Annotated in this window: 12 protein-coding genes; 6 read left to right on the top strand and 6 right to left on the bottom strand. The window is 59.0% G+C overall.

The genetic code is table 11. From position 1 onward, the window contains the following. Window positions 1-8: 8 nt before the first annotated feature. Together H9C73_RS04580 and H9C73_RS04575 are read right to left on the bottom strand one after the other, a co-directional pair. Entirely contained in the window at window positions 9-3,179 is a 3,171-nt protein-coding gene (locus tag H9C73_RS04580) for an efflux RND transporter permease subunit (protein ID WP_209286620.1), read from the bottom strand. Next, complete coding sequence (locus tag H9C73_RS04575) at window positions 3,176-4,324, bottom strand: efflux RND transporter periplasmic adaptor subunit (protein WP_209286619.1); 1,149 nt, start codon at window positions 4,322-4,324, stop codon at window positions 3,176-3,178. Before H9C73_RS04575 ends, H9C73_RS04580 begins: the two co-directional genes overlap by 4 nt. A gap of 189 nt (window positions 4,325-4,513) precedes the next feature. Here H9C73_RS04575 and H9C73_RS04570 point away from each other — a divergent pair, with 189 nt between their 5' ends. After that, window positions 4,514-5,686: an HD-GYP domain-containing protein gene (locus H9C73_RS04570; RefSeq protein WP_209286618.1), complete on the top strand. Its 1,173-nt coding sequence runs from the start codon at window positions 4,514-4,516 to the stop codon at window positions 5,684-5,686. Here H9C73_RS04570 and H9C73_RS04565 read toward each other — a convergent pair. Both H9C73_RS04565 and H9C73_RS04560 read right to left on the bottom strand, forming a co-directional pair. Beyond that, window positions 5,675-6,574, bottom strand: coding sequence for a DUF1853 family protein (locus tag H9C73_RS04565; RefSeq protein WP_209286617.1), 900 nt, complete (start codon window positions 6,572-6,574; stop codon window positions 5,675-5,677). The two genes, H9C73_RS04570 and H9C73_RS04565, sit on opposite strands and share 12 nt — an antisense overlap. 8 nt (window positions 6,575-6,582) lie before the next feature. Next, window positions 6,583-7,305 (bottom strand): TrmH family RNA methyltransferase, encoded by a 723-nt coding sequence (locus H9C73_RS04560; RefSeq protein WP_209286616.1) that lies wholly within the window; start codon window positions 7,303-7,305, stop codon window positions 6,583-6,585. Window positions 7,306-7,667: 362 nt separating this feature from the next. Between H9C73_RS04560 and H9C73_RS04555 the strand changes: the two genes are divergently transcribed. The 4 genes from H9C73_RS04555 (at window position 7,668) to H9C73_RS04540 (ending at window position 12,854) form a co-directional block, all read left to right on the top strand. Next, complete coding sequence (locus tag H9C73_RS04555; RefSeq protein WP_209286615.1) at window positions 7,668-9,050, top strand: diguanylate cyclase; 1,383 nt, start codon at window positions 7,668-7,670, stop codon at window positions 9,048-9,050. A 37-nt stretch (window positions 9,051-9,087) separates the two neighbouring features. Then, window positions 9,088-10,536: an ABC transporter substrate-binding protein gene (locus H9C73_RS04550; protein WP_209286614.1), complete on the top strand. Its 1,449-nt coding sequence runs from the start codon at window positions 9,088-9,090 to the stop codon at window positions 10,534-10,536. Window positions 10,537-10,620: 84 nt separating this feature from the next. Further along, window positions 10,621-11,241, top strand: coding sequence for a 23S rRNA (uridine(2552)-2'-O)-methyltransferase RlmE (gene rlmE / locus H9C73_RS04545; protein ID WP_209286613.1), 621 nt, complete (start codon window positions 10,621-10,623; stop codon window positions 11,239-11,241). A gap of 158 nt (window positions 11,242-11,399) precedes the next feature. Beyond that, window positions 11,400-12,854 carry an HD domain-containing phosphohydrolase gene (locus H9C73_RS04540; RefSeq protein WP_209286612.1) on the top strand — a complete coding sequence of 485 codons (1,455 nt, stop codon included), beginning with the start codon at window positions 11,400-11,402 and terminating at the stop codon, window positions 12,852-12,854. A 12-nt stretch (window positions 12,855-12,866) separates the two neighbouring features. Here the strand turns inward: H9C73_RS04540 and H9C73_RS04535 are convergent, their stop codons facing one another. Together H9C73_RS04535 and trmA are read right to left on the bottom strand one after the other, a co-directional pair. After that, on the bottom strand, window positions 12,867-13,310 hold the full coding sequence (locus H9C73_RS04535; protein ID WP_209286611.1) for a DMT family transporter: 444 nt from the start codon (window positions 13,308-13,310) through the stop codon (window positions 12,867-12,869). 26 nt (window positions 13,311-13,336) lie between these two features. After that, complete coding sequence (gene trmA, locus H9C73_RS04530; RefSeq protein ID WP_209286610.1) at window positions 13,337-14,422, bottom strand: tRNA (uridine(54)-C5)-methyltransferase TrmA; 1,086 nt, start codon at window positions 14,420-14,422, stop codon at window positions 13,337-13,339. 147 nt (window positions 14,423-14,569) lie between these two features. Between trmA and metG the strand changes: the two genes are divergently transcribed. Next, complete coding sequence (gene metG, locus H9C73_RS04525) at window positions 14,570-16,615, top strand: methionine--tRNA ligase (protein WP_209286609.1); 2,046 nt, start codon at window positions 14,570-14,572, stop codon at window positions 16,613-16,615. Window positions 16,616-16,681: the final 66 nt, after the last annotated feature.

Here is a 16,681-nt window from a genome sequence, read left to right as displayed (position 1 = left end):
TGCAGGACTCAACCGGCCTTCGCCACCGCATCATGTTGCCCGCGGCGACGGGACAGCCAGTCGGATACCGAAGCGATCATGGCATAGAAGGTCGGTATGAAGCAGCTGCCAATCACCGCAACCGCCCCCATTCCGACGGACACCGCCGTACCGATATGGTGACTGCTGGTGTCACTGGCACCCGTGGCGAGTGCCAGCGGCAAGGTGCCAAGGATGAACGCAAAGGAGGTCATGATGATCGGCCTGAAGCGCAGTGTTGCAGCCAGCACGGCCGCCTCACGAATGGACTTGCCCTGCTCCCGGCGCTGCAGTTCGGCAAACTCCACGATCAGAATGGCATTCTTGGCAGCCAGCCCCACCACAACCAGCAGCCCGATCTCCACATACACACTGACTTCAAGGCTGCGCAGCATAATGCCGCCAATGGCGCCGAAAAAGGCAAAGGGGGTCGCGGTCAGCACCGCCAGCGGCAGTGACCAGCTTTCATACTGCGCCGCCAGAATCAGAAACATCATCAAAATGCCAAACCCGATCGCCAGCGCCGCCGTGTTGCCCAGTGTGGTCTCCTGATAGGCGGTGCCGGTCCAGCCCATGCCCCAGCCTTCACCCAGAGTATCCTTCACCAGCTGTTCCATCGCGGCAATCGCCTGCCCGGAGCTGTAGCCCGGTGCAGGCCCTCCCTGGAACTGAGCCCCCAGATACACCCCGAAGCGGGATACAACGGCGGGCCCGGCTTCACGCTCAAGCGAGACGAATTCAGACAAGGGGATCCGCTCCCCGTTGGCACTGCGCACAAAGATGTGGTTCAGGTCGTCCGGTTGCTGGCGATAGGCGTCCTCGTTCTGCAGGTACACCTGAAAGTTGCGGTTCTGATAGCTGAAGAAGTTGACGAAGCCGGTGCCCAGGGTATTGGACAGAGTGGCATTCAAGTCCTGCAGCGAGACCCCGTAGCTCAGCGCCTTCTGGCGATCAATCTCAGCGCGGTAGGACGGCACATTGACGTTGAAGGTGGTGAACACGCGCTGCAATGCCGGATGCCGATTCGCCGCCTGCATCAGTTTGAGCGAGGCCTGATACAGCTCCTGCGACGATGCCCCGGTATAGGACTGCAGGTAGCCGGTGAAGCCTCCGGTGGTCGACAGGCCACGGATTGGCGGCATGTTGAACGCCAGCGTGCTGCCACCGGGTGTGGTGGCACCGACCTGCATCACCTGCCCGATCAGTTGATCCGCCGTCAACTCACGTGCCTCCCAGGGCACCAGGCTGATAAACATGACGCCGCGGGCACTGTTTAAGGCACTGCTCAGGATATCGTAACCGGCCACGGCCGCCACATGGGCAACGCCCGGTATCGCCTGCACCTGCTGGCTGACCGCATCCATATAGGTGGTGGTACGGTCCAGTGACGCCGCATCGGGCAGGGAAATGCTGGCCAGCACGATGCCCTGGTCCGTTTGCGGCACCAGTGTGGTTGGCGTGGTGTCATACATCCACCAGGCCGCACCGCTGAAGCCTGCAGTCAACAGGAGTGCCAGCACCCAGCGCCTTACCAGCAGCGCCACAACCCGCGTATACAGTGCCGTCAGGCCACTGAACAGGCGCTCGAATCCATCCAGCGGCAGATGAATGACTCGCAACAGGGCCGAGTGCTGTTGCCGCTGATGCAGATCATGCTTGATGAACACCGCTGTCAGCGCCGGAGTAAAGGTCAATGCCATCAGTGCCGAAAAGCCGACGGAGATCGCAACGGTCAGCGCAAACTGCTGATAGATCTGGCCGGTAAAGCCGCCCAGAAAGGCCACCGGGACAAATACGGCCGCCATGATCAGCGAGGTCGCGATCACGGGACCGCCCACTTCCTGCATGGCGCGCACCGTGGCTTCACGCACACTCAACTGAGGATTTTCGCTCAGTACCCGCTCCACGTTCTCAACCACAAGAATGGCATCATCCACCACAATCCCGATCGACAGCACCAGCGCGAACAGGGTCAGAAGGTTGAGCGAAAAGTCGAACAGGAAAAAACCGGCAAAGGTGGCGATCACCGAGACCGGCACCACCGACATGGCAATGACCGTAAAACGCCAGTTGCGCAGGAACACGTACAGGATCACGCCGACAATCAGAAAGGCCTCGACGAAGGTTGTCACCACCGTATCCACCGACGCACTGATGAACAGCGTGGTATCGTACGGCACCACGTAATCCAGCCCCTGCGGGAAACGCTCCGCCAGCTCCGCCATCTTGTCTTTCACCGCCTGGGCAGTTTCCAGCGCATTGGCGCCAGGCTGCTGATTGATCACGATGGGGGTCATGCTGGCACTGTCCAGACGCGCATCGATGCCGTAGAAGGAAGCTCCCAGTTCGATACGGGCCACATCTTTCAGCAGCAGCGCGGAGCCGTCCGGGTTGGTTCTCAGATAGATGTTACGAAAATCGTCCGCAGAAGACAGTCGACCACCCGCCGTGACGGTATAGGTATAGGCACGAGGGTCACTCTGCGGCGTGCCGCCAAGGCTGCCGGCCGGGACCTCGGTATTCTGCGCCCGAATGGCGGCTGCCACTTCGGTCGGTGTCAGGTCGTAACGGGCCAGCTTTTCCGGGTCCATCCAGATACGCATGGCAAACTCGCCCCCGCCCAGTACTTCCGCGGCACCAACCCCGTTGATCTGACGCAGCTCATCCAGCACGTTCAGCGTGGCGTAGTTCTGCATGAAGATGTTGTCATAGTCGCCCTCGGGCGATACCAGCGCCATCAACACCAGAATAGAGCTGGATCGCAGCTGAACGGTCACGCCCTGCGCCTGCACGGCCTCCGGCAGCTGCGACAACGCGCCCTGAACCCGGTTATTCACGTTGATGGTATTGGTGTCACCGTCGGTGCCGATATCAAACGCGACCTCCAGATTCATAATGCCGTTGTCGGCACTGTTGGAGGTCATATAGAGCATGTTCTCGACCCCGTTGATCGCTTCCGCCAGAGGGGCCGCCACCGTCTGCGCCACCGTTTCGGCATTGGCGCCGGGGAAACGGGCACTGACCGATACACTGGGCGGCACCACGCTGGGATACTGCTCAATGGGCAGGACACGCAGACTGGCAAGGCCGATCAGCGTCAGGATGATCGCGATGACGGTGGCAAAGATGGGACGCCGGATGAAGAAGTTGGAAAAACTCATGCGTCACCTGCCTGCTCATGCTGAGCCGCCTTGATCGGCGAGCCGGGTTTGATACCTGCCGGATCCCCCGTTACCACCTGCATGCCGGGCTCCAGCCCGTCCAGAATAATCTGCTGTGCACCTGCCACTTCACCCAGCGTCACCTGCTGCGCACGTGCCTTGCCCGATGCATCCACCACAAACACCTGCGGCCCCATCAGGCCCTGAGTCACCGCTACTTCAGGCACGGCAAGGACGTTGTAGCGTTTCAGCCCATCTATATGGACCCGCACGAACTGCCCGGGCAGTAGTGTCTGATTCGGGTTGGCGAAGGTGGCGGCCGCCTGCACGGTGCTGGTGCGTTCATCAACCCGCACGCCCAGAAACGACAGGCGCCCCTTGAGCGGAGGCTGGTTGCGCATGGCACTGCCGGCCAGCTCAAGCCGGGCGTGGATGCGGTCAAGATCATCCAGCTGCAGTTGCTGACGCAACTCCTGCGCATCTTCCAGCGGCATCTGGAAACGCACCTCCAGAGGGTCCAGAGGTGTAACGGTGACCAGCTCTGTGCCCGATGCAACCAGGTTGCCCGGATTCACCTGCCCCAGCCCCACGCGACCGCTGACCGGTGCGGTCACCCGGGTGTACCCAAGGTCGATGCGTGCACTGGCCAGTGCTGCCTCTGCCTGTGCCACCTGAGCGCGGGCCACTTCCAGATCAGCCAGAGCCTGATCGTATTGCTGACGGCTGACCGAGCGGCGCTCCAGCAACGTTTTATAGCGGTCTGCATCACGCTGTGCCCGTGACCGCTCGGCCTGTGCACTCTTCAGATCAGCTTCCCGCTGTTGTACCAGCGCCTGATAACGCTCCGGCTCAATGCTGTACAGCAGCTGACCCGCTTCGACCCAGTCACCCTGCTCGAAATGGCGCGTCTGCAACGTACCTGTCACGCGGGCCACCAGCGTGACTTCGTGCTCACTGCGCAACAGCGCGGAATAGGCTTTTTCCAGTTCGATGTCCTGCCGCTCAAGGTGGGTCACGTCCGCCACAACCGGCGGTTGCGACTGTTGCCTGCCGGCCTGCTCCGGTTGTTCGGCGGTACAGGCAATCAGGCTCATGCTGATCAGCGACACAAGGAATAACTGTCGAACAGGGGCTAGGGTGTTCATGGCGGCGCCTCAATGGGGTGGGGTTGGTTCTGAACGGGATTTTACATTCATACATGTATGAATGTAAATTGGACGCTGTTATTTCACCGCCATTAAAAGGCGTCGGGAGCTGACCTGAAGCAATGCACTCGGAGCTCCAACTGGCACACACTGTCGGCGTTTTAATACTCTTTATGGATGAAGCCGTAGATGGACCCAGTAACCGCTCAACGCACACTGACGGGATTGGAGCTGAAAGTCGGGACACGCCTGCCCTGGTCCCTGTACAGTCCTCAGGGCGCTCTGTTGCTGACGGAAGGCACCCTGATTCGCAGTGAACGGCAGATCGAAAGCCTGATCAGTGCCAATGCCTATTACGTGCATACCCCCAGCCTCGGGACCTACAAGACACAAGAGCATCAGCGATCCAGCAGCCCGAAGGTCAGCTCCTTTGTCATCATCCATACCCTGCTCGAACGACTGGAAGCCTGCTTCTCACTGGCCCATCGATCCGGTCAGAGCGGCGCGTTCGTCCGCGGCATCATGAAACTGGTGTTTGATATCCAGGCGGTGTGTGAAGAAAACCCGGACGCCATACTGGGCACCATGCAGCTGATCGTGGAAGCGCCGCACGGGCTGCTGCACCCGCTTCATGCCGCGCTGATGTGTGAGGTGGCCGCGTGCCGCATGGGCTATGACGCACTGGAGCGTGCGCCTTTGGTTGCCGCCGCGCTGACGCATGATATTGGCATGTATGACATTCAGCAGGCACTGTTTGAACAAAGGGCACCTCTCAGTGCCAGCCAGCGTGAAATCGTCGATAACCACCCGCTGCTGTCTTATGAATTGCTGCAGTCGCACGGCGTGAATGAACCCAGATGGCTTAACCCGGTGCTTCAGCATCACGAACGCCTGGACGGAAGCGGCTATCCCAATGGACTGAAGGCCGATTCGATCTGTCGCGAAGCTCGCCTGCTGGCCATTACCGACTGCTACTCGGCCATGATCCGTCCTCGCGCCTACCGGGAGCAGGTTTTGCCGAAAGACGCGATCAAGGAAATCTTTCAGCAGCGCGGCGCCACTATCGATGAACGCCTGGCCCGGCTCTTCATCGATGTGATGGGCGTATTTGTTCCCGGGACGCTGGTAGAGTTGAGTCATGGCGAGCTGGCGCTGGTAACCGGTCAGGGGGAAGGTCTGAATCAGCCTGCGGTCGCACTGCTGCAAAACCGACTGGGGGTCAGGCTGGAAGCGCCCCGCCATCTGGTGCTGGAGGACAGTCAGGCGATCAGGTCCATCCTCCGCCTGCAGGACCATACTGACCTGATCGCCCTGCTCGGACGGGCATGGCCGGAAATGTCCCCCATTCCATCAGCCGTATGAAGAGCCCGGCCAGACGTCCGGCACAATGAATATCCGCTCCACCTCCTGCCAGCCCCCTTCTCTGCCAAAAGGCTCCAGCCGCGCCAACAGCCCGGGCCTTTCAAGCGTACGCGCGTATTCAGTGGCCTCACGGGCACTCAGGATGACGGCATCATCCTGAAAATGCGCGGGCCCGGGATAATAAAAAGGCCCCAGCCAGTTCGGCTTTTCCAGCAGAACCCACTCACCCGCTTCAGGTTCAAAGCGTGAACGATGGCACCAGTGGCTCGTATCGGGCACATGCTCGACCCCAGCCGGAACCGGCAGTGCGCGCCCAACCGGCTGGAACAGGTAACCCGGCATGAAAATGCGTGATTGTTCAACCGGTCCATATCCACGCTGCGCCAGCAGCGCTGCCGTTTCAGGCCGATCTGTCAGCCGGGACTGACGCTCACGCAACGCTTTTTCCTTGCGCGCAAGCGTATCGCGACTGTTGGGTCCCACCCAGTGCACTGCATCGGACGCTTCAAACCCCAGATAGAATTTTACCGCGATCTCATGGTGCTCAAGTTTCCCCGTCAGCGGGTTGGTGACCAGAAAATCCAGCTCACCCAGGGTGTGACCCTCCACGATGACCTGCAGGTTACGGGCTTCTATGCGCCAGCCAAGCAGGTGTTGCAACAGAACGGCGTAGAGGGTTTCAAAATAGGCTCCCAGACGGCGGGGCGGTGGCTGCCAAAGGATGGACGGGGCCAGGTCCGGGTGCTGCTCCCACATTTGCAGGGTCTGCAGCCAGTCATGCGGAAGATACGCAGTCGAGTCAAAAGCGGCCTGACCACTATAGAGCCTGGGGGCCTGAGCCAGCCATGCCAGATGTCTTAAGACGGGAATACGCAGAGGAGCAGACATTACCGGTGTCAGCGCTGGCGCTCATACACGCTGAGACTGACGGCAGTGCCGAGGTTCAGCGATTCGATCAGGCCCGCCCCCGGAATGGTGAAAGCCCGGGCCTTGAGGGCTTCAAGCCTGTCCCTCGGAACGCCCCGCGCCTCGTTGCCAAAGAGGTAACAGTCACACGCCCTGAAGTCGTCAGAATGCAGTGGCTGCCCCTGCATATCCAGATACCCCAACGCAGAATAGCGCTCGGACAGGCTTTCAAGTGTCACCTCCTGCTCCAGCGGCACATGAAAAATGGCGCCCATGCTGGCGCGAATAACCTTGGGGTTGAACGGGTCAACGCTGCCCGGGCTTAACAGGCAGCGATAGCCACCAAACCAGGCGAGCGTGCGCAAAATGGTGCCCAGATTGCCCGGATCCTGGATTTCATGCAGGTATATGGCGACCTCATTGTCCTGTACCGGCGGCTGAATCGCCTGCATGGGCAGCACGGCCGCAATCCCCTGAGGGCTCTTGGTCGCACTGATCGCACTCATCTGCCTGGCGCTGACCGTGTGCACCTTCAGTTCGGTATCCCAACCGGCATACTGATCGGTCAGGTAGAGCTCAGCCTCTCGCAGGCCGGGCTGTTGCTGTGCCGCACGCTCAAGCTCCAGCACCAGGTGCTCTCCTTCAATGAGGCAATACCCGGTTTCAGTGCGAAATTTTTTCTGTTGCAGTTTTTTGATCAAATCCAGCTTCATGCCAACCCGTACCCTTGAGGCTATACCTGTCAACAGAGCCTGCCGACAGAGCGCGCAGTATAGTCATTGCGCCCGTCAAAGTCAGTCGGAAGCCGGAGTTGACACCGGTCGCTACATTACCTAAATTTAATGTATCCAAAAAGCGACACACTATTCTTCACATTCAGATGACTTGCATGGTGGTGTATAGCGACTTTTAATTCCGAGAGTGGCACAATCTTTGAACACCTGTTGACCGACTTCCCCCACCTGGTCGGCTCGGCACACAATCACGGGCGCACCGCGCCGGTTGGTTTTAAACAAGGGGAACCGAGTCCCATGATAATTCAGACCCACACCGCACAGTGGACCGGTTTTCTCCGATGATCCATCGCCACAAAGGCCTCGGGCTGACGACCAAAACACTCTGCCTCACACTGGCTGTGATGGGGCTGATACTGAGTGTGATCATTACCCTGAGCGAATCGTACAAGCAGCTTCACGAACAGACGCGCAATCTGGCAACCAGCGAAATGGAAAGCCTGATGACTTCGGTGCGTCTGGTCCAGCAATCCGAGTCTCTGGGCAACCTGGGTGTACGTTTGACCTCGGCAACGACCCACTCCGCCCGCCGCCGTGCCTTGATCGACCTGACCGACCGCATGACCTGGGTGGGCCAGCTCACCAACCGACTTGCCCGACAGGGTGGTGAGCCTGAGCTGATTGAACAGGTCCGGCAGACCCTGCATCAGCTGGAGCAGAATACCGCTGAGCTGAACCTGAGCGTATCGGAGCGCATCGACGGCAATACCGATCCGGGCCTGCAGCGTCACATAGAAGCCCTGTCGAGCAACAACCGGGAACTGTCCGGTCAATTGGGTGTTCTGGTGGGCTACTTTTCTGCCAACACACGCCGTCAAATGGTCAGCCAGAGTGAAATGCTGGCAAGCGACATCCAGACTCAACGCTACAATCTGATCGCTCTGTCACTGGTCGTCCTGTTGTTTGCACTGCTGACGGGTATCTACTTCGAGTTCAGAATCGTGCGCCGAATCCTGCATCTCGAGCGAACGGTGCGCTCACCCAAGGTGGATATTGATGCCTTCGATACGCTGGGTGGCGATGAGATTTCACGCCTGTCGAAGACCGTTCGCTCCTATGTCCAACGCATCCAGTCGCATGAAGCCCAGATGCGCAAGGCACACCAGGAGATGACCTACCTGGCCGAGCATGACACGCTCACGGGCCTTGCCAACCGCCGCCACTTCCAGGCTGCCGCACGTCGCCTGCTGCGTGAGTCGCGCCAGCCACTCTGTATTGCCATTGGTGACCTGGATTATTTCAAACGCATCAATGACCGCTACGGCCATGCCGCCGGGGACCAGGTACTGGTCGACCTGGCCCGACTGCTTGAAAAGGGCATCCGTGAAAGCGATGTACTGGCCCGTTTTGGTGGTGAAGAGTTCGCGTTTATCCTGCCGGTCGGGTCGCTGGAGGATGCACAGAAAGTCATTGAAAAGCTGAGAACGCGCCTGGCCGAGCACTCAATCGCCGCAGCTCCCAACCAGAGCATTCATCTGAGCATGAGCTTTGGACTGGCGCTGGTCGACGCCTCCAATCTGGAGCAGCCACTGGATGACCAGCGCCTTGAGACACTGCTTGACTCGGCCCTGCGTGCCGCCGACGAAGCGCTCTACAGCGCCAAACACAACGGCCGTAATCAGGTTGAGCTGGCCCCGGAGACCCTGTATGCAAATGCGATCTAATCAAGCCAGCATACGCCGGGCCGTGACTGCATGTTTGATGCTGCTATTGGCATTGTGTGTGCCTTTTTCAGCCCAGGCTTCAGAGCATATACGGCTTGGAATACAGCTTGAGCCGCCGTCACTGGACCCCACACGCACGGCGGCCGTTTCTGCCAGTGAAATCACCTGGTGCAACCTGTTTGAAGGGCTCACCTTCGTCAATGGCGAGGGGCAACTGCGCCCCCGTCTGGCCAAGTCATGGACCCTGTCGGACGACCAGCTGCAGTACCGCTTTGAATTACGGCACGACATCCGTTTCCATGATGGCCGCACGTTTAATGCTGAAGTCGCAGAATTTGCGCTGCAACGCTTGCTGGACCCGGGCAACGCCAACCCACAGCTTGAGTGGTACAAACAGATAACCGGGGTCAAAGCCACCGACGAGTACAGTCTTGAAATTACGCTCAAGCGGCCCGATGCCATGCTGCCGTTTGCTCTTTCACTGCCTGCCGCCGTCATGGTGCACCCGGACTCGGCCGCGAATAACGGCGAACACCCCGTGGGTACAGGCCCTTACCGCTTTGCCGGCTGGGAAAAAGGCCACTCGGTCACGCTGCTGCGCAATGATGACTACTGGGGTAAACGTCCGGCCCTGCATGAAGCCCGTTTTCTGTTCATGCGCACGTCTGTTGGAACTGAAAACATGCTGGCAGAAGGGCTGGTGGATGGTTTGCTGAGTGTTACGCGTGTCGGCAATCGCTTTCTGCTGCGTCCGGACTACCGCATGAGTCCGCGCCAGCTGCAAAGCAAAATGATTCTGGCCATCAACAACGGTCGCCCGCCCTTTGACAACCTTCAGGTACGCCGCGCCCTGTCCCATGCGATCGATCGCCAGAACCTGAGCCAGCTGTACGGCCCGCAATTCAAGCCACAACTGATCGGCAGCCACTTCCCCCCTTCTCACCCGGCCTATGTTGATCTGGTGGACCGCTACCCCTACGACCCTGAGCGCGCCAAAACCCTGTTAAGGGAAGCAGGCGTCGAGCCCGGCACACGCATTGCGTTGACGATCCCGCCAACGGACTACGGACGCTACGGCGGCCTGATGGTGGCCGAAGATCTGGAGCGCATCGGGTTTCGGGTTGAACTGGAGCAACTGGACTGGAGCCGCTGGCTGAGCCAGGTGTTCAAGCAAAAGGATTATGCGCTGACCCTGATCATGCATGTTGAGCCGATGGATCTGAATATTTACGCGCGTGATAACTACTACTTCAACTACGACAACACCCGCTTTAAAGCGATCTGGGAGCAGGTCCTCAATGCCGCTTCAGAGACGGAGCTTCACCGTCTGCTGGGCGAGGCTCAGCGTCAGCTGGCCGAAGACGCCGTCAACGTATTCCTGTTCATGCGCCCCGAGCAGAACCTGATGCACCGACAGCTGCGCGGCATGTGGGAAAAGAGCCCCATCCCCTCGTTTGTGCTCGAGGATGTGTACTGGGCTCCCTAGTGCATTGGGCACCCGGCGTTTCCATCCACACAACGGGATACGTACAATAGCGCTCTCAGTCACAACGATGGTTTGCAAAACACTATGGCCCGTTCCAAAAGCAGCGCCCGCTGGCTCAATGAGCATGTTAACGATCCCTACGTCAAACAGGCCCAGAAAGATGGCTACCGCTCTCGCGCAAGCTACAAGCTACTGGAGCTGAACGAGAAGGATAAGCTGATCCGCCCGGGCATGCTGGTAATTGATCTGGGCTCGGCACCGGGCGGCTGGTCGCAGGTAGCCTCGAAGCTGGTCGGCGAAAAAGGTACTGTCATCGCCTCCGATATTCTGCCCATGGATGCACTTCCCGATGTCGATTTCATTCAGGGTGACTTCACCGAGGAGGCCGTGTTTGACGAGATCATGGGCGTGATTGACGGCCGTCCGGTCGATGTGGTCATTTCCGACATGGCCCCCAACCTCAGCGGCGTGGCGTCTGCGGATCAGGCTGCCTCCATTTACCTGATTGAACTGGCGCTCGACATGGCACAGCAGGTGCTCAAGCCCAAGGGCTGCATGGTCGCCAAGGCGTTCCAGGGCGAAGGCTACGAAGCGTTCGTGAAGGAGGTTCGCGCCCATTTTGATACGGTGGTTATCCGTAAGCCCGATGCCTCACGTTCACGCTCACGTGAAGTGTACGTGGTCGGCAAGGGGTTCAAGGGATAACGTCCTCTCAGGCACCCCCTGTGGGTGCCCTGCCAGCAGCAGATTTATCCGTTTACATTGATCCATGCCTTTCACCTCCCTGCCTGAACCCGTTTAAGCTCCGTTTAATCGTGAGAATGTTTTGATTGAATCGCTTGTTCAGGTAAACGGGATTTCACATGTCAGACCAGCGCACCGAAAACAGCAGCCCCAAACGCGGCTTTCGCCTGTCGTTGTCCTTGCGCTTTCTGGTGTTCGGTGTCGGTGTCCTGTTGCTGAACGGGCTGCTGCTTTCCAGCAAAACCGATCACATCATCGAAACCGCCTTTCTGGACCAGGCCGACCAGAAGATTCATCTCTTTCTGGATCAGATCAAGCGCGATATCGAAACCGGTCGACTGAGCCCGACCGACAAAACGTTCCAGCAGGAAGTGCTGTACCTCAACCAGCATGAACAGTTCAGCTCCCAGCTGCACGTGCTGTCGCTCTACCTGTTTAACCGTGAGGGTGAGTTGATCGCACACAGTGACGGACGGCGTGAACCCAAGGAGATGTCCCCGGATTCCCCCTATTATGCGGTGATCAACGACCGCCAGCCTTCACTGGGTGACGAGCACGAGCTGAATGCTGAAACCGGCGTAATCAAGGGCGACTACCTGCTGCCCCTCACCCTGCCCGACGGTACCGAAGCGGGTATTGAAGCCGAAGTGGATATCACCGGCCTGACACAGGCCATCGGCAGCTTTGACGCGCCGTTTGAGCAGTCGGTCTGGGTCACGGTCAGTTTGAGCAGCCTGCTGATGCTGACGGTGCTCGGCGGCCTGATCTACGTGCGTCTGACCAAACCGATCGAACAGCTCCACCGCACCATCAGCGATCTGTCCTCAGGCGAGCTGGACCAGCGTGTGCCGGTCAAGGCCAATGACGAGGTCGGCCAGCTCGGTGCCGGGGTCAACCATCTGGCAGACAGCATTCAACGCCTGCTGCGCGAGCAGGACGAGACCTATATGGCGGCACTCAGCTCGCTGGCACAGGCACTGCAGGCAAAAGACCCCTACACGGCGGCGCACTCCGGCCGCGTATCGCGCTACGCGGTTCGGCTCGGTGAGGCCATCGGGCTCAGTACCGAGGAGCTTGGCCTGCTGAAAAAGGGGGCGCTGATGCATGACCTTGGCAAAATCGGCATCCACGACACCATTCTGAACAAGCCGGCGGCGCTCACCGATGACGAATACCGGGAGATGCAGCGCCACCCGGTGATCACCGCAACCATCATGAAGCCACTGAAGCGCTTCAAGGCGTTTGCCGATATTGCCGCCTGGCACCATGAACGCTGGGATGGCAACGGATACCCCGATGGACTGGCAGGCGAAGAGATCCCCCTGCTGGCCCGCATCGTTTCCATCGCCGACACCTGGGATGCCATGACCGGTGACCGTGTATACCGCCCTGGGATGCCACCCGAGAAGGCGATCAGTATTTTGGAAGAGGAACGTTACTCCGGGCAGTTTGACCCGGAGCTGATAGGCACTTTTATCGAAATGATCAGATCTGATCTTGCCCGAGGCGTGGCCGATACCACGGACCAGCGTTCCGAGGCCGATTATGCAGCAGTATTGAACGATAACGCCTGAGCGGTTCCCCGCTCAGTGCATGCGTATCAGCACCACACCTGCCAGCAGACACAGAATGCCCAGCACCCGCCCAAGGTTGATGTCATGTTGCGGGAAAGTGGCCCAGCCAAAATGATCCAGAATCACGGACATGATCAACTGACCCGCCACCAACAGGGCCACCATGGTGGCCGCACCGATGCGCGGCGCCAGAAAGGCACCGGTCGCCACAAAGAGCGCCCCCATGAAGCCGCCCGTCCAGGCCCACCAGGGTGCCTGCTTGAGCTCAGCCGTCAGCGGCCAGTGGTAGCGCATGGCGACCACAACGCCCAACAGGGCCAGCGTCCCAACGGCAAACGAAATCCAGGAAGCCCAGAGCGCACCGTTACTGTGCAGCGCCAGCGTACTGTTCACACCGGCCTGCATGGGCATCATCATGCCGGCGACAAACGCCAGCGCCAGCCAGAAATAGAGCATGGGGCCTCCCTTCATCATCAGAGTACTCAGCGGCGGGTCAGATAGACACCGCACTCAAGGTGGTCGGTGTAGGGGAACTGGTCAAAGATCGCGAACCGTTCCAGTTTATGTGTCTTGCTGATCTGCCTGAGGTTTTCATGCAAGGTATCCGGGTTGCAGGAGATGTAGAGAATATGCGGATATTCGCACACCTGCTCAACCGTATGCTCATCCAGACCACAGCGTGGCGGATCCACAAACACGGTGCTGAACTCACACTCTTCCAATGCCAGGCCCTGTACTTTGCGGCTGGTTTTCTCGCCCTTCAGAATCAGGGACAGATCCTCGGAGGGCATTCTCAACACATCAATATTCTCGATGCCGTTCTCCTCCAGGTTCCAGAGCGCGCTGCGCACCGAGACCTTGGAAATTTCGGTCGCCACCACCCGGCGGAAGTTCTGCGCCAGCGGCAGGGTGAAGTTGCCGTTGCCACAGTAAAACTCAACCAGATCACCGCCCGCGTGGGCCGAGGCATCGATCGCCCATTCGATCATTTTTTCACATACGTGACCGTTGGGCTGGGTGAAGCCGTTTTCCACCTGTTTGTAGCGGTAGGGACGGCCCTTGATGTTCAGTGTCTCCACCACGTAATCACGCTCCAGCAGGATCTTCTGCTTGCGTGCACGACCGATGATGTCGATGTTGAACTGCTCGCGCAGCGGTTTCACACGCTCGACCCACTCGTCATCCAGCTGACGGTGATACAGCAGGCTCACCAGCAGTTCACCTGACAGCGTGCTGAGGAAGTCGATCTGGAACAGCTTGAAGCGCAGCACCGGATCCGGGCGGATCACGTCCAGCAGCTTGAACATCATGTCATGGATGCGCTCGGACACCATGGGGCAGCTGTCCAGACGAACCGGGGTCCGCTTGTCACCGTCGAACATGACATAGTAGAGGTCATCCCCGTCATGCCAGGTACGAAACTCCGCGCGCAGGCGATAATGTTCCGGCTGCGACGTAAAAACCTCGATATCGGGCAGATCAAACTCGGCAAACTGCGCTTCAATGCGGGCCTGTTTCTCGGCCAGCAGGGCGTTGTACTTCTCAGGCTCCACGCGGGGAAGGGCCATCAGCTACCTCTACACTCAGTATTCAGGGACAGGATCGGTTATCAGGGCGGCGAATTCTAGCATAGCCGCTACCAGCCTTCATTCGGGGATCAATCAGGCGTAGAATGTCCCCCTTTATTTTCGTTCTCAACCGACTCAGAGCCAACGATGTCCGAAAGCAAGCGCAAGATTCTCGTTACCAGTGCCCTGCCCTATGCCAATGGCCCCATTCATCTGGGCCACCTGGTGGAGTATATCCAGACCGATATCTGGGTTCGTTTTCAGAAACAGCGTGGTCATGAGTGCACCTACGTCTGTGCTGACGATGCCCATGGTACGCCGATCATGCTCAAGGCCGACCAGATGGGCAAAAGCCCGCAGGAGCTGATTGATCAGGTCAGCACCGAGCACCAGCGCGATTTTGCCGGCTTCATGGTCAACTTCGACAACTACTACTCCACCCACTCGGAGGAGAATCGTCATTTCTCGGCTCTGATTTACGAGCGCCTGCGTGACGCCGGACACATTACCCGCCGTACCATTACCCAGGCGTACGACCCGGTTAAGAACATGTTCCTGCCGGACCGCTTCATCAAGGGTGAGTGCCCCAAGTGCGGTGCCAAGGATCAGTACGGTGACTCCTGTGAAGCCTGTGGCGCGACCTACCAGCCCACCGAACTGAAGAACGCCTACTCGGCCATCTCGGGCGCCACTCCGATCGAGAAAGAATCCGAGCATTTCTTCTTCAAACTGGCGGACTTTGAAGACTTCCTGCGTGGCTGGGTCAATGAACACGTACAGACCCAGATGACGCACAAGCTCAACGAATGGTTCGAGTCCGGCCTGCAGGAGTGGGACATCTCCCGTGATGCGCCCTACTGGGGCTTTGAAATCCCCGATGCACCGGGCAAATACTTCTATGTCTGGATGGACGCCCCAATCGGTTACATGGCCAGCTTCAAGAACTGGTGTGACAAGAACGGTGTCGATTTCGATGCATACTGGAAGCCGGATTCCGATGCCGAGCTGTACCACTTCATCGGCAAGGATATCGCCTACTTCCACACCCTGTTCTGGCCTGCCGAACTCAAGGGCGCGGGCTTCCGCACCCCAACCGGCGTATTCTGTCACGGCTTCCTGACCGTCAACGGGCAGAAGATGTCCAAGTCTCGCGGCACCTTCATCATGGCGGAGACCTATCTCAAGCACCTGCGCCCGGAGTACCTGCGATACTACTTCGCCGCCAAGCTGGGCTCCGGCATTGATGATATCGACCTGAGCCTGGAAGACTTCCGCTACCGCGTGAACGCGGACCTGGTGAACAAGGTGGTCAACATCGCCAGCCGCTGTGCCGGCTTCATCAAGAAGAAGTTTGACGGCCAGCTGGACAGCACTCTGGCTAACGAAGCGCTCTACCAAGAAGCGGTGGCACTGGGCGATGTTGTAGCGGACGCATACGAGAAGCGCGAATACGGCCGTGCCATGCGTGAAATCATGCACCTGGCTGACAAGGCCAACCAGTACATCGACAACGCCGAGCCCTGGGTACTGGCCAAGCAGGAAGGCCGCGAGGCCGAAGTTCAGGCCTGCTGCAGCCTGGGCATCAACCTGTTCCGCGTCATCATCAGCTACCTGGCCCCGGTGCTGCCGGAAGTAGCCGAGAAAGCCTGTGAGTTCCTCAACATCGACACCCTGGCCTGGGATGCCGTCAAGGAGCCCCTGCTGGATCACCAGATCAACAAGTTCAAACCGCTGATGCAGCGTGTGGACGAAAAGGTGATCGAGGAGCTGATCGAGGACTCCAAACAGAGCCTTCAGGCTCAGCCGCAGGTTCAGTCAGCCAAGCCGGCTGCCGCTGAAACCGAGCTGAGCAAGGAGCCGATTGCCGATACCATCGAGTTCCCGGACTTTGCCAAGGTGGACCTGCGTGTCGCCAGAATCGCCAAGGCCGAACATGTGGACGGCGCCGACAAGCTGCTGCGCCTGACGCTGGATCTGGGTGGCGAAACCCGCAATGTCTTTGCCGGCATCAAGTCCGCCTACAAGCCGGAAGATCTGGAAGGCAAGCTGACTGTCATGGTGGCCAACCTCGCTCCGCGCAAGATGAAGTTTGGCGTATCCGAAGGCATGGTACTGGCTGCCGGCCCCGGTGGTGAAGACCTGTGGATTCTGGAACCGCACGCTGGCGCTCAGCCGGGCATGCGGATCAAGTAAGCACCCCGAAACAAAAAAACCGGCCCCTCTGGGCCGGTTTTTTTATGCATTTGCGTCAAGCCACCA

The sequence above is a fragment of the Marinobacterium alkalitolerans genome, from assembly GCF_017776525.1.
Classification (GTDB): domain Bacteria; phylum Pseudomonadota; class Gammaproteobacteria; order Pseudomonadales; family Balneatricaceae; genus Marinobacterium; species Marinobacterium alkalitolerans.
The sequence above is the reverse complement of the archived record's forward strand: the minus strand, read 5'-3'. Positions and strand labels throughout refer to the sequence as shown.